We start from the raw sequence: 22,673 nt of genomic DNA, 5'->3' as shown, positions 1-22,673 counted from the left end.
GGGGGTTCAGGGTAAGGGACGCACCCTCACCCCTGCCCTCTCCCCAAGGGGAGAGGGAGGAAGGCAGAACAACCTACTTCGAAGCCTTCGCGATTTCCGAACGGAACTCGGCCAGAACCTTGGCTGCGTCCTTCAGGCCCTTGGCTTCCGCGTCCTTCACCCAGGCCTGCTCCAGCGGCGAAGTCTTGGCCTTGATGTCGGCGACGAACTTCGCATCGGCCTTGACGGTCGCGACGTTGTTGGCCTGCATCAGCGCATTGGACAGGCGGTCGGCCTTGTCCCACTGGCGGCCGATCAGGCGCGCGAGCACTTCGCCGGAGGCGTCGTCCACCGCCTTCTTTTCATCGGGCGCGAGCTTGTTGTACTTGTCGGCGTTCATCATGAAGACGAAGCTGGTGTTGTACAGCCCGCCCGGGAAAATCGTCTGGTGCTTGATGATCTTGTCCAGGCGGAAGCCCTCGACCGACTCGGCCGGGAACAGTGTGCCGTCCATCACGCCGCCCGACAGCAGCTCATACGACTCAGGCGCGGGCTTGAGCGTCACGTTCATGCCGATCGCCTTGGAAATGTCGTTGACCACACCGCCGCCCACGCGCCACTTCAGGCCCAGCAGGTCGTCCATCTTGGCGACCGGCTTCTTGGTGTTGAACACCACGCCAGGGCCGTGCGTGAAGTAGGCCAGCGGCTTGACGCCGGGATGCTCGGTGCCGAACTGCGGGTACTTCATCGCGACGCGGTTGAACGCGACCGAGATCGGCTCGGAGCTGTCACCCAGGAAGGGGAACTCGGCCATCTTGGTCAGCAGGAAGCGGCCGGGTGTGTAGCCGTGAACGGTGAAGGACACATCGACCAGGCCGTTGCGCACGGCGTCGTAAGTGCCGGGTGCGGTCGAGACATGGCGCGGCAGGATGTTGCACTTGACCTTGCCGTTCGAATTCTTCTCGACCAGGCCGCACCATTCGCGCAGCGAAACGGTGAGGGCGTGGGTCGGGTGAATCCAGCTGGAGCCGGTCAGTACGGTCTGGGCGGAAGCCGGCGCGCACATCAGGGCGGCTGCAGCGGCTGCGAAGGTCAAGAGGTAACGTTTCATTGGGGGCTCGGCTCCAGGTTGGTATTGCTTTCGAATGTAAGGCTGCGCAGAGCCCCCGCCGGTCCATACTTACCCGGATTACCCGACCGCATGGTCGGCGAATGAATTGTCAACCTCTGGTCCTATAATCAAAAAACGAACGATCGTTCTTTTTTATTCCGGCACGGGTCCGGACCCACGTCCGACCTAAAATTCCAGTTTACGTAAACGTCAATTCCCAAAACTAGTTGGAGCCGCAAGCATGAAGGTCCTGGTCCCCGTGAAACGCGTGGTCGACTACAACGTGAAAGTCCGGGTCAAATCGGATGGCACGGGTGTCGATATCGCCAACGTCAAGATGAGCATGAACCCCTTTGACGAGATCGCCATCGAAGAGGCGGTTCGCCTGAAAGAAAAGGGCATCGTCACCGAAGTCATCGCCGTCTCCTGCGGTGTCACGCAGTGCCAGGAAACCCTGCGCACCGCCATGGCCATCGGCGCCGATCGCGCCATCCTGGTGGAGACGACCGACGAACTGCAGCCGCTGTCCGTCGCCAAACTGCTCAAGGCGCTGGTCGAGAAGGAACAGCCCGGCCTGGTGATCCTGGGCAAGCAGGCGATCGACGACGACTGCAACCAGACCGGCCAGATGCTCGCAGCACTGTGCGACCTGCCGCAGGCCACCTTCGCATCGAAGGTCGAGATTGCCGACGGCAAGGCGCGCGTCACACGCGAAGTCGATGGCGGCCTGGAGACCGTGTCGATCACGCTGCCGGCCATCATCACCACCGACCTGCGCCTGAACGAGCCGCGTTACGTCACGCTGCCCAACATCATGAAGGCCAAGAAAAAGCAGCTCGATATCTTCAAGCCCGCCGACCTCGGCGTCGAGATCAAGCCGCACCTGAAGACGCTCAAGGTGTCCGAGCCGCCCAAGCGCAGCGCCGGTATCAAGGTCCCCGATGTCGCAACGCTTGTTGCGAAGTTGAAGAACGAAGCCAAGGTGATTTGAGATGACAGCCCTCGTAATTGCAGAACACGACAACGCGTCCATCAAGGGCGCAACCCTCAACACCGTCACTGCCGCATCGCAATGCGGCGGCGAAGTGCATGTGCTGGTCGCAGGCCACAACGCTGGTGAAGCAGCCAAGGCAGCCGCGCAGATTGCAGGTGTCACCAAGGTGATCCACGCCGAAGGCGAGCACTTCGCGCACGGCCTGGCCGAGAACGTCGCGGCGCAGGTGCTGGCGATTGCTGGTGCCTACAGCCACATCCTGTTCCCGGCGACCGCCAGCGGCAAGAACGTCGCGCCGCGCGTGGCTGCCAAGCTCGATGTGGGCCAGATCAGCGACGTGACCAAGATCGACAGCCCGGACACCTTCGAGCGCCCGATCTACGCCGGCAACGCAATTGCCGTGGTGCAGAGCCTGGACGAAAAGAAGGTCATCACCGTTCGCACCACGGGTTTCGATCCGGCTGCGGCGACCGGTGGCTCTGGCAGCGTCGAGACGGCCACCGCAGTCGCCGATAGCGGCAAGAGCACCTTCGAAGGCAACGAGATCGCCAAGAACGACCGGCCTGAACTGACGGCGGCCAAGATCATCGTGTCCGGTGGACGCGCGCTCGGATCGGCAGAGAAGTTCAACGAAGTCATGACGCCGCTGGCAGACAAGCTGGGCGCAGCAATTGGCGCGAGCCGCGCTGCTGTTGACGCGGGCTATGCAGCGAACGACCTGCAAGTGGGGCAGACCGGCAAGATCGTCGCGCCGCAGCTGTACATCGCAGCCGGCATCTCGGGCGCGATCCAGCACCTGGCCGGCATGAAGGATTCCAAGGTGATCGTCGCGATCAACAAGGACCCGGAAGCGCCGATTTTCAGCGTCGCGGATTACGGACTGGAAGCGGATCTGTTCACCGCGATTCCTGAGCTGATCGCAGCGCTGTAAGTTGCCTTGTTCCCTCTCCCTCTGGGAGAGGGCTAGGGTGAGGGCGTGTGCCGTCGCGCCCCATCACTGAATACCGGAGACACACATGACCTACAAAGCCCCCGTCAAAGACATGCTGTTCGACATTCGCCATCTCGCCGGCATCGACGAGATCGCGAAGATTCCCGGATTCGAGGATGCAGGATTCGACACTGCGCAAGCCGTGCTCGAAGAGTGCGCCAAGTTCAACGAGGGCGTTGTTGCGCCGCTGAACGTGGAAGGCGATCGCAATCCCTCCAGCTGGAAAGACGGCAAGGTCACGACGACACCGGGCTTCAAGGAGGCATTCAAGCAGTACGCAGAAGGCGGCTGGCAGGGTTTGCAACACCCGATCGATTTCGGCGGCCAGGGTTTGCCCAAGACCATAGGCGCGGCGTGCGGCGAAATGCTGAACTCGGCCAACCTGAGTTTTGCGCTGTGCCCGCTGCTCACCGATGGCGCTATCGAGGCGCTGCTCACGGCAGGCTCCGATGAACTCAAGGCTGGCTATCTGGAGAATCTGGTTGCAGGCAAGTGGACCGGTACGATGAATCTCACCGAGCCACAAGCCGGTTCCGATCTTTCGTTGGTGCGCACCCGCGCAGAGCCACAGCCCGACGGCACGTACAAGATCAGCGGCACGAAGATCTACATCACGTATGGCGAACACGACATGGCCGAGAACATCGTGCATCTCGTGCTGGCGCGCGTGGTCGGTGCGCCCGAGGGCGTGAAGGGTATCAGCCTGTTTGTCGTGCCCAAGTTCATGGTCAACAAGGATGGCTCGCTGGGCACGCGCAACGACGCGCACTGCGTGAGCATCGAGCACAAGCTGGGCATCAAGGCATCGCCCACGGCGGTCCTGCAGTTCGGTGACAACGGGGGCGCTGTGGGCTATCTCGTGGGGCAGGAGAACCGGGGCCTCGAATACATGTTCATCATGATGAACGCGGCGCGCTACGCGGTCGGCGTCCAGGGCATCGCGGTTGCCGAGCGCGCCTACCAGAAGGCCGTGGCGTATGCGAAGGATCGCGTTCAATCGCGGCCCGTCGACGGCTCGATGAACACCAGTGCGCCCATCATTCATCACCCGGATGTGAAGCGCATGCTGATGACGATGCGCGCCTACACCGAAGGCTGCCGCGCGATGGCGACGGTGGCTGCCTCCGCGTACGACGCGGCGCATCACCATCCCGATGCCGAAGTGCGCAAGCAGAACCAGGCGTTCTATGAATTTCTCGTGCCGCTGGTCAAGGGCTACAGCACCGAGATGAGCCTTGAAGTGACATCGCTGGGCGTACAGGTGCATGGCGGCATGGGCTTCATCGAAGAGACCGGCGCGGCGCAGTATTACCGTGACGCGAAGATCCTGACGATCTACGAAGGCACGACGGCGATCCAGGCCAATGACCTGGTCGGCCGCAAGACGGCACGCGATGGCGGCCAGACCGCCAAGGGCATCGCGGCGCAGATCGAGAAGACCGAGCAAGCTCTGATGAAGAGCGCAACTGCTCACGCCAAGGCGGTCGCGAGTCGATTGACGGCAGCGCGCAAGGCGTTCGTCGATGCGGTGGAATTCGTCGCGGGCAACACCAAGGCGTCGCCCAATGCGGTGTTCGCGGGCTCGGTGCCGTATCTCATGCTGGCGGGCAATGTGGTCGCTGGCTGGCAGATGGCGCGTGCGCTGCTCGCGGCGCAAGAACTGGGCGCGCAGGGCGAAGACAAGGCGTTCATGGAAGCGAAGATCGCGACCGCGCGGTTTTACGCCGATCACATTTTGTCGAAGGCGCCCGGCATTCGCGATTCGATTGTGGAAGGCGCGGAGAGCGTGACGGCGCTTGCGCTGGAAGCCTTTTAAAACGGCTGTCATTGCGGACTCGATCCGCAATCCATGAACCCCGAATTCATGGATGCCGGATCAAGTCCGGCATGACATCCCTCCGAGAGGCTGTCATTGCGGACTTGATCCGCAATCCATGTCTCCTGAATTCATCGATGCCGGATCGAGTCCGGAATGACAGCCCAGACAGCTAGAGATTCAACCCAGGAACCGGAACCCATGTCCAAGCTCCCCAAAGTCCTCCAGAACCTTTCCCTCCCCGTCATCGGCTCGCCCCTGTTCATCATCAGCAACCCCAAGCTGGTGATCGAGCAGTGCAAGGCCGGCATCATCGGCTCGATGCCGGCGCTCAATGCGCGGCCCGCGTCGCAGCTCGATGAATGGCTGCACGAGGTCACCGAGACGCTGGCGGCCTACGACAGGGCCAACCCCGAAAACCCGTCCGCGCCATTCGCCATCAACCAGATCGTGCATCGCAGCAACGACAGGCTGGAGCACGACATGGAAATGGTCGTGAAATACAAGGTGCCGGTCATCATCACGTCGCTTGGCGCGCGCACCGATGTGAACGAAGCCATCCACAGTTATGGCGGCGTCGTGCTGCACGACATCATCAACAACGCGTTTGCGCACAAGGCGATCGAAAAGGGCGCCGACGGCCTGATCGCGGTTGCCGCAGGTGCTGGTGGACACGCTGGCGTGAAGAGCCCGTTCTCGCTGATCCAGGAAATCCGTCAGTGGTTCGACGGCCCGTTGGCCCTGTCAGGCTCGATCGCCACCGGCGGTGCAGTGCTCGCCGCGCAAGCGATGGGCGCCGACTTCGCCTACATCGGTTCGGCCTTCATCGCCACCCATGAAGCTCGCGCGAGCGATGCGTACAAGCAGGCCATCGTCGAATGCGACTCCGACGACATTGTCTACTCCAGCCTGTTCACCGGGGTGCACGGCAACTACCTGCGCCCGAGCATCGTTGCTGCTGGAATGGACCCTGACAACCTGCCTGAAGGCGACATCAAGACGATGAATTTCGCTGGTGGTGAAGGCAGCAAGACCAAGGCCTGGAAGGACATCTGGGGCTGCGGGCAGGGCATTGGCGCGATCACCGAAGTGACCTCGACAGCCGACTATGTGGCGAAACTCAAGCGCGAGTACGCGCAGGCGAAGGCGCGCCTGCTTTGATTCGCGCAGCGGCACCTTATTTGCGGTTGCCGCTCTTGAGCGTCGGTTTTTGAGCCGCTTCCCTGTCACGCGCCTTTCGATCGGCCTCCACCGCGGTGTCCCTGCGGTGTTGCACCTGCGCGGCGTTGGCCTCTGAAAAGAGCTTGTGCGCAAGCCTGACGTTGGTGGCTTCCTGCCTCTTGGTGACACTCAATGCCAAGTGATCCGAGAAGGCTCTGGAAAGGGAGGTCTCACGGTTGACGAGGATGGCTTTCGTGCCCTGGATCACCGCATCCTTTCCGTTGAATTTGCGTCCGAGCGTGTTCCACGAGAACTTCGTCTCGCGCGCGGCGTCGCGCAGCTTGTCTGTTGCAGCGCCGTCCAGTTCGGATGAGGTCATCTGTTTGCCGCGATTGGTGAACCTGACGACGGCTCTGCACAGGCCCCGGGCTTCATCGATCGCCGCCGATACATCGGCAGCCGAACCATTTTCTCCGGCGAGGCTTGCTTTCGACATCGATTCCCGGGTGAGCTGATGGGCGCGCTTTTCTATCGCTGCCGTGGTGCGCTTCAGCGATTCCAGCCGCAAGGCAGGCGACTCATCCGCAAACTTCGCAAGCGCCTTGTGATCCATGTTCTGAATCCGGGCTTCCATGTCGTGATGGATCTGTTCCTGGAGTTCAGGGGAAGAAGTGGGCTTTGCCGCGAGCTGCGCGGCCACCACGGCGGGCGGCACATGGTGGGGCTCCACCGAGGGGTGGAACTGCCCGGCTTGCGATTTCGAGGGTGAGGCTTCGGGCTGCGCTGGGCTGTGCCTATTCGCAAGGGGCGGGTCAATCGCGCACGTCTTGCTTTCCAGGTTCTCCAGCTTCGGGGCTGTTCTTGCGGCGACAGTGCGCGACGTGAGCCTTGGCTTGAGCGGTGCCTCGGTGCCTGTGACGTTGGACTTTCGCGCGATCGGCACGCCGGCGGGGGCGGCGCCGCCTGTACTGATCGCGGCAGGAGCCCTGACCGAGCCTGAAAAGCCTGGAATTCGCATGGGTTGTCCAATCCGGCGCGCGACAAAGAGCGCCTGCAACTGTGTAACCCGCTCTCCAGATAGGTTCCAGCACCGGGCCGACCTGGATGAGAGCCGTCAGGTTCGCCTGTGATCGGCGGTGACCGAGCCTGGCTCCATCGCAGGCATCAGATAGCTCAACGCCTGTGCCTTCCCCCAGAACACCCGGTACATGAACACCGTATAGACAATGATCGCCGGCAGCGTGATCGCCACGCCGATGAAGATGACGAACAGCGATTCGGTCGCGCTGGCGGCCTGCCACACCGTCAGCCGGTCGATCACGATGTACGGATACATGCTGTAGGCCAGCCCGATGAAGGCCATGACGAAGATCAGCACCGTGCTGGCAAAGACCACCCAGCCGTAACCTGCCGCCACGATCTTCGGCCTGGAAATCACCAGGAACGCCGCGTAGAAAGCGACAGCGCAAGCCACCGGAATCGGCAGCAGGCCGATCAGTTGCGGCATGTTGAACCACCGCTCGTACACCGTGTGGCTGACCAGCGGGGTCGCCAATGAAATGCCCACCAGCGCGACACCCATTGGCAACAGCACCTTGCGTGCCCAAGCAACGGCCTTGAGTTGCAGGTCGTCACCCGTCTTCATGATGAGCCATCCCGCGCCCAGCATCGCGTAAGCGGTCGGCAGGGTGAGCGCGATTCCTGCGCAAAACAGCACCGATATCCAGTGGTAATCAAAGCCCGTCAGGTAGCTGCCCAACATCCAGCCCTGCGCCATCGAAGCCATGAGCGAGCCGAGCGCGAACAGGCGGTTCCACAGGCCCTTGCGTGCCGCGCGCGCTTTCACGCGAAAGTCAAAGGACACGCCCCGCAACGTCAGCCCGATCAGCATGACTGCCACCGGCAAATAGAGCGCGGACAAGACGATGCCATGCGCCATCGGAAACGCGACCAGCAAGACGCCGATGCCCAGCACCAGCCAGGTTTCATTGGCGTCCCAGAACGGGCCGATGCTGGAGACCATCAGGTCCTTTTCTTCATTGGTCGCAAACGGCAGCAGGATGCCGACGCCCAGGTCGTAGCCATCGAGCACGACGTAAGCAAGAAGGGCCAGTCCCATGACCGCCATGAAGAAAAGCGGCAGTGCTTCGTTCCAGGTGAACTGCATGGTCGTGCGCCTTTCAGGCCGGTCCGCCAACCGGGGTTGCTGCCTTGGGGCTGAGCGGCGTTTCAGGTGTTGGCATGGCCGGGTGCTGCGCCATGTACATCAGGACCAGCACGTAGGAGGTGAGCAGGAACGCATAGACCGCCAGGTAGGCGATGAGCGTCGAAAGCACCATGCCGGGCGCATGCGGCGCGACCAGGTCGGATGTGCGCAGGATGCCGTAGACAAGGAACGGCTGTCGTCCGATCTCGGTCACGTACCAGCCGGCCAGCGTGGACACCCAGCCCGAAAAAGTCATCGCCGTCAGTGCGTACAGCAGCTTTCGCGGTACGCCGCCCGAGCGCGTCCGCATCCGCCACAGTGTCCACGCGCCCCACCACGACACCAGCAGCATCAGCATGCCCATGCCCACCATGATGCGAAAGCTCCAGAACACCGGCGCGACCGGCGGGTGCGCGTTGGGGAATTCATTGAGTCCCTTGAGTTCCGCGTTGATGTCGTGCGCCAGGATCAGGCTCGCCATCTTCGGAATCTGCACGGCGTAGTCGGTGCGGCCTTCTTTCTCGTTGGGCCATCCGAACAGCGTGAGCGGCGCGCTTTTTTCGGTGTGCCAGATGCCTTCGATCGCGGCGATCTTCGCGGGCTGGTGCTCCAGCGTGTTGAGGCCGTGCAGGTCGCCCACAAAGATCTGCACCGGTATGGCAAACGCCGCAGCCATCACGGCAGTGCGCAGTGCCAGGTGCGTGCCGCCGTTGGACGTCTTGCGAAGCAGTTGCCACGCCGACAGTCCCGCAATCAGGAACGAAGCGGTGAGTGTCGAGGCCAGCAGCTTGTGCGCGAGCCGATACGGAAACGACGGGTTGAAAACAATCGCGAGCCAGTCTTTCGCGTGAAACTTGCCGTCGATGATCTCGTAGCCCGCAGGTGTCTGCATCCACGAGTTGAGGCTGAGAATCCAGAATGCCGACAGCGTGGTTCCGGCCGCGACCATCAGTGTCGCAACCAGGTGCACCCGATCCGAAACGCGTCCCCGCCCGAACAGCATCACGCCCAGGAAAGTCGCTTCCAGGAAGAAAGCGGTCAGCACTTCATAGCCCAGCAGCGGGCCCGCGATGTTGCCGGCTTTCTCCATGTAGCCCGGCCAGTTGGTGCCGAACTGGAAGCTCATCGTGATGCCCGACACCACACCCAATGCAAACGTCAGCGCGAAGATCTTGGTCCAGAGGTAGTAGGCCTCTTCCCAGTGCTGCGCCTCTTTGGTTCCGGTCGCGGCCCGGTTGCGAAACCGAAAGTAGACGAGGAACCAGCACAGCGCGATGTTGATCGTTGGGAACAGGATGTGAAAGCTGATGTTCGCGGCGAACTGGATGCGCGATAGCAGCAAGGTGTCCATGTCAGCGAGCCTGCACGCAAGGAAGGCAGTTGTGAAACAGCATGCGGCCATTCTGGCAGCATCGTGCTGAACATTCAGTGCATGCCCCGGACCCAACAATGCCAACGCGGGATTGGGATCACCCGCCCAGCGCACCTTCAGCACAAGGAGGTAGATGCGCCGTGGCTGCACGGCTGGTGTCCAGGCTCAGCCGGGCGGTGAACCAGAACGTGCTGCCGCGTCCGACATCGCTTTCCACACCCACATCGCCGCCCATGAGATTGGCGAGCTTTTTCGAGATGGCCAGGCCCAGCCCCGTGCCGCCGTGCTTGCGGGTGGTCGACGTATCGGCCTGCTGGAAACTCTGGAACAGGCGGCGCTGCTGCTCCTGTGAAAGTCCGATGCCGGTATCGGTCACTGACAGGCGCAGCAACACGCTGTCGGCGTCGCGCTCGACCACGCGCGCCGCAATCACGACCGATCCCTGCTCGGTGTACTTCACCGCGTTGTTGGCGTAGTTGATGAGGATCTGCCCCACGCGCAGCGAGTCGCCGACCAGGCGCTGCGGCACGTCGGCCGGCACGTCGAACACCAGCCCCAGTCCCTTGGCGGCGGCCTTGTCTGCAATCAGGTCCGCCACGCCACCGAGCAACTGCTCCAGCGTGAACCCCGCCTGCTCGATCGCGACCTTGCCGGCCTCCAGCTTCGAGAAGTCAAGGATGTCGTTGATGATGCCCAGCAGGTGCTGGCCCGAAGACTGCACCTTGCTGATGTAGTCGCGCTGGCGCGGCGTGAGTTCGGTCCTGAGCGCCAGGTGCGACATGCCGATCACCGCATTCATCGGTGTGCGGATCTCGTGGCTCATGTTCGCAAGGAAGTCGGTCTTCATGCGCGTGGCTTGCTCGGCCAGATCCTTGGCGCGGCGCAACTCTTCTTCGGCCTGCTTGCGCGCGGTCACATCGCGGCCGATCGCCACCACGCCCAGCAGCTTGCCGCTGGCGTCGCGGAGGGGGCTGCGTATGGTTTCCATGATGGCGGTGCGACCGCTGGGGTAATACACCTTGTCCTCGATCGAGTCCTTGCACAGCGACTCGAACACGATGCGATCGCGGCTGTTGATGATGTCGGCGCGCGCTTTCGGAAAGAGTTCGAGTGCCGTGTGCCCGACGAGGTCATCCTGCGTCATGCCCGCGAGTTCCTCGAAGGCGCCGTTGCACCCGAGGTGAACGCCGTTGGCGTCGCGGTAGACGACCATGTCTGAAATCGAGCCGATGAGCGCGGTCATGAGCGCCCGCTGGCGCTGCGTTTCCTGCGATGCGAGCGTCTGGCCTGTGATGTCCTTGAAGCTCGCGATATAGACCTGCTGCTCACCGTCTTCGGCCAGTGAAATCGTGACGTCGATGTAGATGTTCTGGCCGCCGCCCGTGCGAAACCTTGCATGAAAACTGATAGGCCCATTGGCCTCCTGCAATTGGCGATGCATGGACGCGACCCGCTCGTCGGTGCAATTGGGGTCCAGGTCGTCGATGCGGCGCGCCAGCAGTTCGCCCACGCTGTAGCCCATGAGCTGTGTTGCGGCGCGGTTGGCGTAGGTGATCTGCCTTGTTGCGCACTCAATCCACAGCATGGGACCGGAAGTCTCGACCACCAGGTGGTTGAACATCATCTTGCGTTCGAAGTTCACGCGCGATGTCACGTCGCGATAAGTCACCACCTTGCCGACGATGCGATCCAGTGTCCTTTGCGGACGAACTGTTCGCTCAAGGACGCGGCCGTCATTGAGTTCGATCACGCTGAAGTCGGTTTTGTGAATGTCGCGCGTGCGGATCTCCTCCAGGAAGCCGTTCGGATCGGGGACCTGCACAGCCTGCATCGCGATGATCTCTTGTGCCGAAATGTCGCCCTGCCTGTCGGCAGGCAGGTTCCACATGCGCATGAAGGCGGTGTTGCAGTGGATCCTGGGCGAATCCAGACGGATCGCGATGACGCCGTCGCTGGCTGAGTCGAGCGTGGCGTACAGCAGCTCCAGCGTCGAGCGCGCGCTGGCCAGCTCGGTCTCCAGCGATGCCATGTGTGAAATGCTGTCTCTCGGCGTCGCTTTCATTGGGAATTGACAGGCCTTCAGTGGAGGCGATCAGCCATCTCGCGCAGTTCGACCGCCGCCGCCGCACGCTCGGCCGATGGCAGGCGATCCAGGTCGATCAGCACGCGCATGCCCAGCCGCTCCCACTGAAAGACCTTGCGGGCCACGCTCTCGTCCTGCGCGACTTCGCGAACGGCGAATGAAGACACTGGGTCGGCAAAGCCCTTGACGTTGATCGGCTGCAGTTCGGTGGCGACGATTTCGTCGCGCACCAGCCCGTAGGTTTCCCTGGACAGCAGGATGCCGCCAGGCGCAGCCGACTGCTCCAGCCGGGCCGCGAGGTTCACTTCCGAGCCGATGATGGTGTAGTCCATGCGGATGTCGCTGCCGAAATTGCCGACATCGCAAAAGCCGGTGTTGATGCCCATGCGAACCTGGAAGGTCTTGTCCGAGCCCATCTCGCGCCACAGGATCTGCAGCTCCGACATGCGCCGCTGCATGGCCATGGCCATCTTCACGCATTGCAGCGCGTCTTCTTTCACGCCGAGCGTGTCTGGGTCGCCAAAGAAGATCACCATCGCATCGCCGATGAACTTGTCGAGCGTGCCGCCGTAGTCCTGCGCAATCTTGGACATCTCGGAAAAATAGCTGTTGAGCAGAAAGGTGATCTCTTCAGGCTGCCATTTGGCGGTCGACGCGGTGAAGTCCTTGATGTCCGAGAAGAACACGGTGAGCTTCTTGCGCTGCGTGCGGATTTCGGCTTCGCGTGAGCCGTCGAACAGGGACTTGTAAACCTGCGGCGCGAGATAGCGGCCGAGTTTTTCAGACAGCGCCTTCAGGTGGCGCGCATTGCTGCTGCGCTCCAGGTGCGTATTGACGCGCGCCAGCACGACGGGCGGGCTGATCGGCTTGGTGATGTAGTCCACTGCGCCCAGGTCCAGGCCAAATTGCTCTTCTGCAATGCTGGTCAGCGCCGTCAGGAAGATGACCGGAATGCCGGCGGTGATAGGGTTGCCGCGAAGGCGCCGCATCACCTCGTAGCCGTCCATCTCCGGCATCATGATGTCCAGCAGGATGAGCGCAGGCGGGGTGAGCGAATGCACCATCTCCAGCGCCTGCGCGCCGCATTCGGCGGTCATCACCTCATAGGTGTCTTCGAGCAAGGCGCTCATCAGGAACAGGTTGTCCGGTGTGTCGTCCACAACGAGGATCCGGGCTTTCGCCGGGGCGGTGCTGTTGGTCGTCATGAGGTGTCCTTGGTATCTGGCGCAGCGCCGGTACACTCCGGCGGCGATGCAGTGATAAGACCACCGGCCGCATTGCGTACGTTACGAAAAAACACCTGCTCTGCTAGGCAAATTGCCTTGCGCCTAAAGTTCTAGATCTACCCATCGGTGGGCCTGAAATGCTTGCGGCTGCCAGCTCCAGGACGCATACTGTACGAATGAACAGTATCCCCATCGAATCCATCAAGGGCCGGGGTTCAGCCAGCCAGATGCAGCACCGGTTCTCGCGTGACGAGCGATCGCAGTTCGACGACGGCTGGCCTTGTGGCGACGAAGAAGGCGCAGCCGATTGCGCGACCCCCAAAACGCAGGTCATCTGGGAAGACGCGCGCAGCATCATCACCAGCAACGAGTCGCCCGATGTGTACTTCGACCGGTCGATCAATCCGTACCGCGGATGCGAGCACGGATGCATCTATTGCTATGCGCGGCCCACGCACAGTTACCTCAACATGTCGCCCGGCCTGGACTTCGAAACCAAGATCGTGGCCAAGCGCAATATTGCCGCGCTGCTTCGCGCAGAGCTGTCCCGGCGTCACTACGAGCCCAGGCTCATTGCGCTCGGCACGGCGACCGATTGCTATCAGCCGGTCGAGCGTGAACTGCGCCTGACCCGCGCGGTGATCGAGCAGTTCTCGCAAACGCGCCATGCATTCGGGCTCGTCACCAAATCCAGCGGCGTCGAGCGCGACCTGGACCTGATCGCGCCGATGGCACGCGATGGGCTCACGGCAATCAACGTGACGATCACCACGCTGGACGCCGACCTCACGCGCAAGCTCGAACCGCGCGCCGCTGCGCCGCATCGCCGGCTTCGCACCCTGCGCACGCTGGCCGAGAACGGCGTGCCTTGTGGTGTGAGCCTGGCGCCGCAGATTCCATTCCTGACCGACGACATGGAGCAGGTGCTCGAAGCCGCGTGGGACGCCGGGGCACGCAGCGCCTTCTATCACGTGCTGCGCCTGCCCTGGGAGGTGAGCCCGCTGTTTCGCGAGTGGCTGCAGGTGCACTACCCCGAGCGCGCCGATCGCGTGATGGCGCGGGTGCATGACATGCGGGGCGGCAAGGACTACGACGCCGATTTCGCCACGCGCATGAAGGGCAAGGGCATCTGGGCCGACCTGATCGCGCAGCGCTTTCGCAAGGCCTGCGAGCGCATCGGCTTCAACCGCGAACGCGTTGTGCTGGATACGACAAAGTTTCGAAGGCCGGGGCAGCAGGGGCAGGGGATGCTGTTTTGAACGTTGTAGCCGGGGCGTGATCCCGTATTCTTGGGGGATGCTCATCAAAGCGGTGAACCCCGGCAAGCAGGCCATCCGCCTGGCAGTCTTCTCCGTGCTGATCGGCTGGGTCGTCGGCATGGCGCTCGCGTTCTTTCCGGTGTGGCACGTGGTCGAACTCAAGGTCTACGACCTGTTCACCGTGGCTTCCCCGCCAAAGCAATCGTTGCCGATCACCATCGTGGGCATCGACGAAGCCTCGTTCACGCAGATGGGCCAGCGCTGGCCGTGGCCGCGCGAGACACACGCGAAGCTGGTGGACAAACTCACGAAAGCCGGCGCCGCAGTGATTGCATTCGACGTGCTCTTCTCCGAAAAAAGCAGCACGCCCGGTGACGACGAGGCCTTCGCTGCGGCGATCAAGGCCGCGGGCAATGTGGTGCTGGGCGCAGACCACGCCTATCACGAGACCGCGTCGGTGCGCCAGTGGTTGCGCATGGACCCCATTCCCGAGTTCACCATGGCTGGTGCGACGACGGGTCTCGTCACCGCGCAGCTCGATGCCGATGCCGTGGTGCGGCAAGTGCCAGAAACCGAAGATGCGTTCTGGCGCCAGTCGATCAAGACGCTGATACGCGCGCGGCCCAACATGGTGCAGGAGCCGTATGTCGCGCCCGGTTCCATGATCCGGCACCTGGGCCCTGCGCGGACATTTCCGTATGTGTCGTACTACCAGGTGCTCAATGACGACCCGGCCATTGCGCCGGATTTTTTTGCCAACCAGATCGTGCTGGTGGGGCGCGAAGTAAGGTCCACGGCCGAAAGTTCCGCCACGCAGGGCGACCTGTTTGCCACGCCCTTTCTTGGCGCGTCGCGCAGGCTCACACCGGGCGTGGAAGTGCACGCAACGCTGATCGAGAACGCGATGATGGGGCAGGTCATTGCACCGGCCTCGCAAGCCGTCAACATCGCGCTGATGTCGCTGGCGCTGCTGCTGATGCTGCCGGTGCTGGCCTTCTGGCATCCGCTGCGCAGTGCAGTCGTCATGCTGCTGATCGCAGGTGCGGTCATTGCGCTGGCAGCGTGGCAGTTTCTGTCGGCAAGCTACTGGCTTCAATCGGCAACGCCTGTCGCGGCGCTGGTCGCAGCATTTCTCAGCATGGCGACGGCGTCGTACTGGATAGAGCGAAGGCGCGCGACCGAAATTCGCACAGCGTTCGGCAAGTACGTCTCGGAAGAAGTCGTGAACCGGATGGTGGCGCATCCCGAAGAGCTCAAGCTTGGCGGCCAGCGGCGCGAACTCACGGTGCTGTTCTCGGACCTTGCAGGCTTTACCACCCTGTCGGAAAAGCTCACGCCCGAGCAGGTCGCCGACGTCATCAACCTGTACCTCAATGAAGTCACCAAGGTCATCATGGCCCACGGCGGCACGGTGGACAAATTCATCGGCGATGCCGTGATGGCGTTCTGGGGCGCGCCGCTGGACGACGCGGATCACGCGATGCATGGTGTGACAGCGGCCATTGCGATGCAAAAGGCGATGGACGAATTGCAGCCGCGCTTTGCCGCGATGGGTGCGAGCGGCGTGTCGATGCGGGTGGGAGTGAATTCAGGCCCTGCCATCGTCGGCAACATGGGCTCGGACCTGCGGTTCGACTACACCGCGCTGGGCGACACGGTGAACCTCGCGTCGCGCCTGGAAGGTGCGAACAAGGCCTATGGGATTGGACTGCTCATTGCAAACAGCACGGCTGATTTGCTCGATGGTCGGGTGCCGATGCGGCGTGTTGACCGGGTGAAGGTCAAGGGTAAGAACGAAGCGGTCGATGTGTTCACGCCGTGCGAAGACCCGGACCTTGCCGCAGCGACAGACCGCGCGTGGCAGGCGTACACGGCGCAGGCCTGGGACACCGCGGCCAACGAGTGGAAAGCGATCGCTGCGAAGCATCCGGGCGATGCGCTCGCGCAATGCTTCGGCGAGCGCATCGATCAAATGCGTGCATCGCCGCCGGGTGAGGGGTGGGACGGGTCGGTGTCGCTGGAGAAGCTCTGAGCAAGGCTGTCATTGCGGGCTTGACCCGCAATCCATGTTCGATCAAGCGCAGTCGCCGCTTCCAATGCCTGCAGACACTATTGCCAGTTCGCTTCAATGACCCCGACGAGTGCTGCTTCGTATGCAGGTGAGAAGGTGGTTTGCCCCAGCGGCGGTGGCGAATAACTGGCCATCGCATCAACAAGCGCCTGCACATTCCCCTCGAACAGAACGTCGCCGCCGCTCGTGCGGAATTGCTCGATCAGCAGTTGAGGGGTGCCGCCACTGGTGTACCAACTCGCAATCCGAACCGCATCAGCCGTGCCGATGACGCTCACCAGCAGGTCAACCCCGTCCTTCTGGAACCACAGCTGCCGGGTGGTCACGTCGGCACCAAAGCTCACGATGTCCGTGCCGGTGTTTGCGGAAGTCTCGATGACGCGGTCCTCGCCGTAGCCACGTGCCAGCACGAACAGGTCACCCAGTGCGCCACCGTCGAGTGTGTCGGCTCCAGCGCCGCCGTCCAGCGTATCCGCTCCACCAGCGCCGGTCAGAATGTTCGAGGCGGCGTTTCCTCTGAGCAGGTTTGCTGCGCCATTGCCCGTGCCGTTGGCCGCGCCGGTGCCCAGCAAAGTGAGGTTCTCCAGATTGGATGACAGCGTGCGCGTCACCAGTGAGAAGACGCTGTCAATGCCCGCATTGCTGCCCTCCGTCATGACGTCGGTGGACACATCAGTGAAGTAAGAGTCGTCCCCGGCTCCACCGACCAGTGTGTCGGAACCGGCACCGCCATCGAGGGTGTCGTTCCCGGCACTTGCGGTGAGCGTGTTGGCGTGCGCGTTTCCCGTCAGGTAGTTGTTGAGGGCGTTTCCTGTGCCGTGAATTGCGGTCGCCGTCAGCGTCAGGTTTTCAACGGTCGGCACCAGCGTGTAATCGATCGACGATCGCACCGAGTCGATGCCTTCCCCCGCCATTTCCATAACAACATCGCCTGCTTCACCAACGACGTAAGTGTCGTCGCCCAATCCGCCAGTCATTGAATCAGTTCCGAGGCCGCCATCGAGCGAATCCGCGCCGCCACCGCCGATGAGCGTGTCATTGCCGTCGGCACCCTTCAAGGTGTTGTTCGATTCATTGCCGGTCATCAGGTTTGCGGACGTATTGCCGGTCGCTGCATTTGCGCCGTCGCCAACAAGAACCAGTTGCTCGATGTTCGCACCCATGGTCCATGCGGCAGATGTGGAGTAGACGACATCTGTTCCATCGTCAGCGCCTTCAACAACCTCATCTTCGAAGTTGTCCACGTAGAACGTGTCATTTCCGGTGCCGCCGTCAAGCAAGTCCTTGCCTGGGCCCCCGTCGAGGGTGTCGTTTCCACCGCCACCACGCAGGTCGTTGTTTGCTGAACTCCCGACGATGCGATGTGCTGCGCCGCCCGCTTCCACGTCCCCTCGTTCAGTGCCCAGGACGATGATCACCTCTACGTTGCTATCAACCTTGTACCGCCCCGCAGTGGTGAAGACAGTGTCGAATCCCTCATTGCTGTACTCGACCACCTCGTCGTAGACAGTGCTGACGTGGTAGACATCGTTGCCCGCGCCGCCACGCATGGTGTCACCGGCGCCAAGTCCGTCCAGCGTATCGTTTCCGGGACCTCCCACCAGGGAGTCGTTGCCTCTCGTTCCCACGAGGTAGAGGTCGACGTTAACTTGAAGAGCAATCGTCTGCGACGCTTGCAGCCCGCCCTGATCGACAGCGGTGATCTTCACCACCAGATCACCGCCATCCGTGTTGGCAGGCGTACCGCTGAGTTGGCGAGTGGCGGGATCAAAGCCCAGCCAGCCGGGCAGCGCAGAGCCGTCATCCAGCGTTGCGGTGAAAGCAAGCGAGTCCCCGGCATCCATTTCCGAGAAAGCGCTCGTCGGCACGGTATAGGCAGTGGCTGCGCCTGCCTGTGCAGTCCATGCTGGGAGTGAACCTGTTGCAACGGGCGCGTCATTGGTGTTGGTCACCGTCAGGTTGAAGGCAGCGTTCGCACTGGCACCTGCGCCGTCGGTGGCAGTGATGACGAGATTCAGGGTTCCAACATCTTCGTTCAGTGCAGTGCCAGCAAACGTCCGGGTCTGCGCATTGAACGACAGCCATCCCGGGAGCGCTGCGCCACTGCCTTGTCGCACGCTGTAGGTCAGCGTATCGCCAGCGTCCGCATCGGTGAACGTGGCCGCTGCAAAACTGAAGACCCACTGCTGGTCCTCCAGCGCCGACTGATCGGCCACCTGCTGCGCCAGCACGGGGGCCGAAGGGCCATCGTCGGGGCTTTGACCGATCAAGGCCAGCATGCCCTGAATGGTGAGCACGGTCCCGTCAGCGAATTCGAAGAACTCAATGCCCGGTCCGTCGTTTTCCGGATAGTCGGCGGATGGGTTGCTGCCGCCTTGCGCGAGCAGCACCCGTACGCGGTTACCCGCGCCCCAGGAGATATCCAGTGTGCTGAAGGTCTGTGTGTCGTAAACCCAATCGTCCGCGTAGTGCGCGGCGTGCGGACTGACGTAGCTTCCCTGCTGGATCCCCAGGCTGGTCAGTTCAATGCCCGGCCCGAATCGAAGCGTGTCCGTGCTGTAACGGTCGCCAGGATTGACGCGCAGCCATGTCGAATCCACTCCGGGAATGAGCAGCGCCGCGGACACTTCATCGATGACCTTGGTGCCCGAGTCGCCCATGAGAATTTCGTAGCGTTCGTGCCCCTGGCCGCCTGCCATGTAGTCGTCGCCATCGCCGCCTGCGAGCACGTCGTTGCTGTAGCCCCCCACCAGGAAGTCATCGCCTTCGCCGCCGTAGATGAATTGGCCCGGGTATTGGCTGCCGGGGCCGTTGTCGACCAGGATGACGTCATTGCCTGCGCCGCCATCGACCGTGCCCATGCCCCAGGTGTTGATGAAGTTGTCTGCCGGGCCGGCGGTGATGTGTTCCAGTATTTCGTTGGCGTCGCCGTTGGGCAACGTCACGGTGTAGGTGATGGTTTGATAGGCCGTCTGGAACTGGTAGCTGTAGCCGCTGGAACCGAGTGCGCCCGGGTCAGGAGACAACCCGCCGTCCGCTGTCCAGAAGTAGCTTGTCGGCTGACCGGCGCTGTCCAGTTGCGAGTAGTCCTGGAACGCAACGGAGCCAGCGATGCTGCCGATCACCTTGACCGTGGAAACCGGAACGATCAGCGTGTGGGTCGATGTCGTGAAGCCACTGCCCTCGGTTGTGCTGGATTCATCGGACTGGCGGTAAATCAGACCGTCGTCGCTGCCCTGGGTGGCCACTGCAAAGCCGTAACTGACCCGCGCATAACCCGGGTAGTCAACCGCAAGCACATATTCGCTGGTGTATTCGTAGCTGTAGTAGCCCGAGTTCTCGTTTGCATACGCTTGCAGCAACGCTGTTTTGGCCGATGCGATCCAGTCGAATCGCAGTGCTTCAAAGTTGTCTGGAGCCGGCCTGTTTTGTTCATCGGCGATCACCTGGCCGAGTGTCTTTTGTTCGCCGGAGTCGTTCATCACGGCCCAGTTGTTGACACCATCGAAATAGCCCTTGAGCACGACGCCATCAGGTGCTTGCGTGAAGTGCAGGTACAGGTCGTTGCCTTGCCGCTGTGTCACGAGCTGATCGAATGTCAGACCGCTTCCCAGTTTCAGCACGTTGGTTCCACCCGCGACCTCCTCGATGGAGTCGATCCCCATGCCACGGCGCAGCAGGTACGTGTCTGAGCCGCCGCCGCCAGCGATCTGGTCGTTGCCTTCCTTGCCGTCGATGGTGTCGTTGCCTGCGCCGGCTGAGATGAAGTCAGCGAACGCGGTTCCGGTCAGGGTATCGGAGCTGCTGGTGCCGTCGATGCTGGCTTGGGTTAGCTGGCCCAGAAGGGTGGTGTCAAGCACTGCCCCATCGGCGTAGATGACCTGCTGAATCGGGGTTGGCGCACCGCTGTACCAGTCCTTGATTTCAATGGTGTCGATCGAGCCGCGAATGTGAATCAACAGGCTGCCGTTGGCTTCGCGTGTGTAGGCGACGTCGGCTGAGCCGAGGTCGATCAGTCGCAGGGTGTTCAGGTCACCTGCCAACGCCTCTTCGATGATGGTGTCGCTGCCCGCTGCGCGTCGATAAATGTAGGTGTCGCTTCCCGCGCCGCCCTGAAGCGTATCGGCATCGAAGCCGCCTTCGAGGATGTCGCCTCCATCGTTGCCGTACAAGGTGTCGTTGCCGCTGCTGCCTTTGAGTTCGTCGTCAGATTGCCCGCCGAACAACGCGTCGTGACCGGCGGCGCCGACTAGCAGCGTGGCTTGCAGTCCGGCAAAAAGACTGTCGTTGCCACTCGTGCCGAACTCGACGTATGGTGCCGGTTGCGTCTGCGTCGCGATCTGCGCCAGGGCGGCATGCGTGAGCGTGGTGCCATCGGCAAAACGGTAGTCGACCAGCCCCGCAGTTCCCAGTCGAATCAACACGCTGTCGTAGTTGCTGTACTGAACCTTGACATAGGGCTGCGACGCACCGACGGGGCTCGCCAGCATCTTGATGTCACTGGCTGCAATCCCCGCGCCGAACACAATGTGACGTGTCTCTGTGAAAGCCGCCACCAAATCCGCGCCGTCGCCCAGCTCGAAAAGGTAGGTCTTGGTACCCGCGCCGCCTGCGGTGAGCAAGTCATCGCCAGTACCGCCTACGAGCAGATCGGACCCGGCTCCACCCGTGATCTCGTCGTCGCCACTCCCGCCATACAGAAGGTCGTCGCCAGCTTCACCCCACAGGCGGTCCGCGCCTGCATCGCCGTGGACGGCATCGTTGCCGATGCCTGCAACCAGGGCGTCTGCACCGCTTGCGCCATGAATCGAGTCGTTGCCCGACTCCGAAAAAATCGCGTCGTTGCCGTCGCCACCGTCGATCACATCGTCGCCAGCGCCTCCAAAAACATAGTCCGACGCAGCTGCGCCAGTCAGCGTGTCGGCAGCCGTCGTACCTGCGACCGCGTCAGGCGGCGCGACAGGCACTTGCGGGGCCTGATTGCGCAGGTTGGCCTGCTGGACCAGAGTGGCCATCTGGGCTGCGTTGAGAACGGAGCCGTCACTGAACTGGAACAAGCCCACAGCGCCCGCGATATCGACAGAGCCGCCACCGGCCATTGCGACGGTCTGCGTGTTGCTGGCGATCGATCCGCCGACAACGGCATCCTGGTTCACGCCCGAGTCGAAGACCAGCACACTGCCGGCCGTACCGCCGGTGATGCTTGTCTTGTCTGCGCCAGTGCTGACATGAAACACATCGGCCCCGCCTCTGCCCACGAGCGTGTTGTTTCCGGCCTCACCCCAAAGCGTGTCATTGCCATCGCCGCCGACCAGCAAATCATCGCCTTCGCCGCCAACCAGCTGATTGGACCCCGCGCCCCCTTGCAGGGTGTCGTTGCCGTCGTCGCCAAACAGAGTGTCGTTGCCTTCGCCGCCATCGAGCAAGTCGTTGCCGCCGTCGCCTTTGAGTTGATCGTCGCCAGCGTCGCCATTCAAGGTGTCGTTGCCTGCGCCGCCAAGGAGGTAGTCGACATCGTCGCCGCCGTTCAATTGGTCGTTGTCGACACCGCCATTGAGCTCGTCGATGCCGATGCCGCCGAAGAGAACGTCGTCGCCTTCGTCGCCAGCAAGCGAGTCGTCGCCTTTGCCGCCGTCGAGTTGGTCGTTGCCTGCACCGCCCGACAGGGAATCGGTGCCGTCGCCGCCGTTCAAGGTGTCGAGGCCGTGTTGTCCATACAGCGTGTCGTTGCCCGCGCCTCCATCGAGATAGTCATTGCCGTGCAGGCTCGAATCCAGCGTGCTGTGATCGCCGGTCAGGTAATCGTTGCCAGCGCCGCCGAAGAGTTCATCGTCGTTGCCGTCGCCTGCCAGTTGGTCATCGCCCTCGCCACCATCCAGCAGGTCCTTGCCGTGCTGACCGGGCTGCGACTGGCTGTTGTCCCCGCGCAAGGTGTCGTTACCGGATTCACCTTCAACGATATCGTCACCGGCATCGCCATGCAGTTCGTCGTTGTCTGCGCCGCCTGACAGGTAGTCATCGCCGCCTTGACCGCGAATCTGGTCGTTACCGGCCTGGCCGTAGAGTGCGTCGTCACCGTGCCCGGCTGCCGGTGTGAAGTCCAGGGACTGAGGATCGGTGTCGGTTCCGTCGCCATACAGCGCGTCGGCGCCTGCGCCGCCATTCACCAGGTCTGCGCCGCTGCCTGCATACACAACATCCGCTCCTGCGCCGCCATCCACAAAGTCGTCGCCCGCTCCAGCGAACACCCAGTCATCTCCCGCGCCTGCGAACACGATGTCGGCCTGCGGGTCCAGACCCGGCTCGTAAGCGGCGTGGTTGAACACCAGCGTGCGGCTGGTCACGACACCGCTCGCATCCGTGACGATGTTGCGCGTGAGGGTCCATTCGGTTGTGACCAGAAC

13 protein-coding genes are annotated in these 22,673 nt (G+C 62.4%); 6 read left to right on the top strand and 7 right to left on the bottom strand.

Annotated elements, in window-relative coordinates; all coding sequences use genetic code 11:
* Window positions 1-73: 73 nt before the first annotated feature.
* Window positions 74-1,090 (bottom strand): TRAP transporter substrate-binding protein, encoded by a 1,017-nt coding sequence (locus AQ12_RS19700; protein WP_048441677.1) that lies wholly within the window; start codon window positions 1,088-1,090, stop codon window positions 74-76.
* A gap of 241 nt (window positions 1,091-1,331) precedes the next feature.
* Here AQ12_RS19700 and AQ12_RS19695 point away from each other — a divergent pair, with 241 nt between their 5' ends.
* From AQ12_RS19695 to AQ12_RS19680, 4 genes are all read left to right on the top strand, one after another.
* Entirely contained in the window at window positions 1,332-2,081 is a 750-nt protein-coding gene (locus tag AQ12_RS19695; RefSeq protein ID WP_048441676.1) for an electron transfer flavoprotein subunit beta/FixA family protein, read from the top strand.
* 1 nt (window position 2,082) lies between these two features.
* Complete coding sequence (locus AQ12_RS19690) at window positions 2,083-3,015, top strand: electron transfer flavoprotein subunit alpha/FixB family protein (protein ID WP_048441675.1); 933 nt, start codon at window positions 2,083-2,085, stop codon at window positions 3,013-3,015.
* 85 nt (window positions 3,016-3,100) lie between these two features.
* Window positions 3,101-4,891 carry an acyl-CoA dehydrogenase gene (locus tag AQ12_RS19685; protein ID WP_048441674.1) on the top strand — a complete coding sequence of 597 codons (1,791 nt, stop codon included), beginning with the start codon at window positions 3,101-3,103 and terminating at the stop codon, window positions 4,889-4,891.
* A 201-nt stretch (window positions 4,892-5,092) separates the two neighbouring features.
* Window positions 5,093-6,052: a nitronate monooxygenase family protein gene (locus tag AQ12_RS19680; RefSeq protein WP_048441673.1), complete on the top strand. Its 960-nt coding sequence runs from the start codon at window positions 5,093-5,095 to the stop codon at window positions 6,050-6,052.
* A 16-nt stretch (window positions 6,053-6,068) separates the two neighbouring features.
* Here the strand turns inward: AQ12_RS19680 and AQ12_RS19675 are convergent, their stop codons facing one another.
* The 5 genes from AQ12_RS19675 to AQ12_RS19655 all read right to left on the bottom strand — a co-directional run bounded on the left by AQ12_RS19675 (window position 6,069) and on the right by AQ12_RS19655 (window position 12,918).
* Window positions 6,069-7,070: a hypothetical protein gene (locus tag AQ12_RS19675; RefSeq protein WP_048441672.1), complete on the bottom strand. Its 1,002-nt coding sequence runs from the start codon at window positions 7,068-7,070 to the stop codon at window positions 6,069-6,071.
* 96 nt (window positions 7,071-7,166) lie between these two features.
* A complete protein-coding gene (locus tag AQ12_RS19670) occupies window positions 7,167-8,219 on the bottom strand; it encodes a cytochrome d ubiquinol oxidase subunit II (protein ID WP_048441671.1) in 1,053 nt (350 codons plus the stop codon).
* 13 nt (window positions 8,220-8,232) lie between these two features.
* Window positions 8,233-9,609, bottom strand: coding sequence for a cytochrome ubiquinol oxidase subunit I (locus tag AQ12_RS19665; protein ID WP_048441679.1), 1,377 nt, complete (start codon window positions 9,607-9,609; stop codon window positions 8,233-8,235).
* Between the two features lie 118 nt (window positions 9,610-9,727).
* Window positions 9,728-11,659 (bottom strand): PAS domain-containing hybrid sensor histidine kinase/response regulator, encoded by a 1,932-nt coding sequence (locus AQ12_RS19660; RefSeq protein ID WP_053076813.1) that lies wholly within the window; start codon window positions 11,657-11,659, stop codon window positions 9,728-9,730.
* Between the two features lie 50 nt (window positions 11,660-11,709).
* Complete coding sequence (locus AQ12_RS19655; protein ID WP_048441670.1) at window positions 11,710-12,918, bottom strand: adenylate/guanylate cyclase domain-containing protein; 1,209 nt, start codon at window positions 12,916-12,918, stop codon at window positions 11,710-11,712.
* A gap of 197 nt (window positions 12,919-13,115) precedes the next feature.
* On the opposite strand from AQ12_RS19655, the gene AQ12_RS19650 reads away from it, so the two are divergent.
* Both AQ12_RS19650 and AQ12_RS19645 read left to right on the top strand, forming a co-directional pair.
* The gene (locus tag AQ12_RS19650; protein ID WP_048441669.1) at window positions 13,116-14,198 is read left to right on the top strand and encodes a PA0069 family radical SAM protein; all 1,083 of its coding nucleotides are present in this window, start codon (window positions 13,116-13,118) and stop codon (window positions 14,196-14,198) included.
* Between the two features lie 37 nt (window positions 14,199-14,235).
* Window positions 14,236-16,230, top strand: coding sequence for a CHASE2 domain-containing protein (locus AQ12_RS19645; protein ID WP_048441668.1), 1,995 nt, complete (start codon window positions 14,236-14,238; stop codon window positions 16,228-16,230).
* 77 nt (window positions 16,231-16,307) lie between these two features.
* Here the strand turns inward: AQ12_RS19645 and AQ12_RS19640 are convergent, their stop codons facing one another.
* Window positions 16,308-22,613: a putative Ig domain-containing protein gene (locus tag AQ12_RS19640; protein ID WP_238587775.1), complete on the bottom strand. Its 6,306-nt coding sequence runs from the start codon at window positions 22,611-22,613 to the stop codon at window positions 16,308-16,310.
* Window positions 22,614-22,673 lie beyond the last annotated feature (60 nt).

It is taken from the genome of Caenimonas sp. SL110, from assembly GCF_001044395.1.
In the GTDB taxonomy this organism is placed as follows: domain Bacteria; phylum Pseudomonadota; class Gammaproteobacteria; order Burkholderiales; family Burkholderiaceae_C; genus Ramlibacter.
Note: the sequence above shows the minus strand (reverse complement) of the source record. Positions and strands in the feature narration are given on the sequence as shown.

What these genes read in the sequence shown, in the direction of transcription:
- AQ12_RS19685 (WP_048441674.1), top strand. Translation starts at nt 3,101, where the DNA reads ATGACCTACAAAGCCCCCGTCAAAGACATGCTGTTCGACATTCGCCAT.
- AQ12_RS19660 (WP_053076813.1), bottom strand. Translation starts at nt 11,659, where the DNA reads ATGGCATCGCTGGAGACCGAGCTGGCCAGCGCGCGCTCGACGCTGGAG.
- AQ12_RS19680 (WP_048441673.1), top strand. Translation starts at nt 5,093, where the DNA reads ATGTCCAAGCTCCCCAAAGTCCTCCAGAACCTTTCCCTCCCCGTCATC.
- AQ12_RS19645 (WP_048441668.1), top strand. Translation starts at nt 14,236, where the DNA reads ATGCTCATCAAAGCGGTGAACCCCGGCAAGCAGGCCATCCGCCTGGCA.
- AQ12_RS19700 (WP_048441677.1), bottom strand. Translation starts at nt 1,090, where the DNA reads ATGAAACGTTACCTCTTGACCTTCGCAGCCGCTGCAGCCGCCCTGATG.
- AQ12_RS19655 (WP_048441670.1), bottom strand. Translation starts at nt 12,918, where the DNA reads ATGACGACCAACAGCACCGCCCCGGCGAAAGCCCGGATCCTCGTTGTG.
- AQ12_RS19670 (WP_048441671.1), bottom strand. Translation starts at nt 8,219, where the DNA reads ATGCAGTTCACCTGGAACGAAGCACTGCCGCTTTTCTTCATGGCGGTC.
- AQ12_RS19690 (WP_048441675.1), top strand. Translation starts at nt 2,083, where the DNA reads ATGACAGCCCTCGTAATTGCAGAACACGACAACGCGTCCATCAAGGGC.
- AQ12_RS19650 (WP_048441669.1), top strand. Translation starts at nt 13,116, where the DNA reads ATGAACAGTATCCCCATCGAATCCATCAAGGGCCGGGGTTCAGCCAGC.
- AQ12_RS19665 (WP_048441679.1), bottom strand. Translation starts at nt 9,609, where the DNA reads ATGGACACCTTGCTGCTATCGCGCATCCAGTTCGCCGCGAACATCAGC.
- AQ12_RS19695 (WP_048441676.1), top strand. Translation starts at nt 1,332, where the DNA reads ATGAAGGTCCTGGTCCCCGTGAAACGCGTGGTCGACTACAACGTGAAA.
- AQ12_RS19675 (WP_048441672.1), bottom strand. Translation starts at nt 7,070, where the DNA reads ATGCGAATTCCAGGCTTTTCAGGCTCGGTCAGGGCTCCTGCCGCGATC.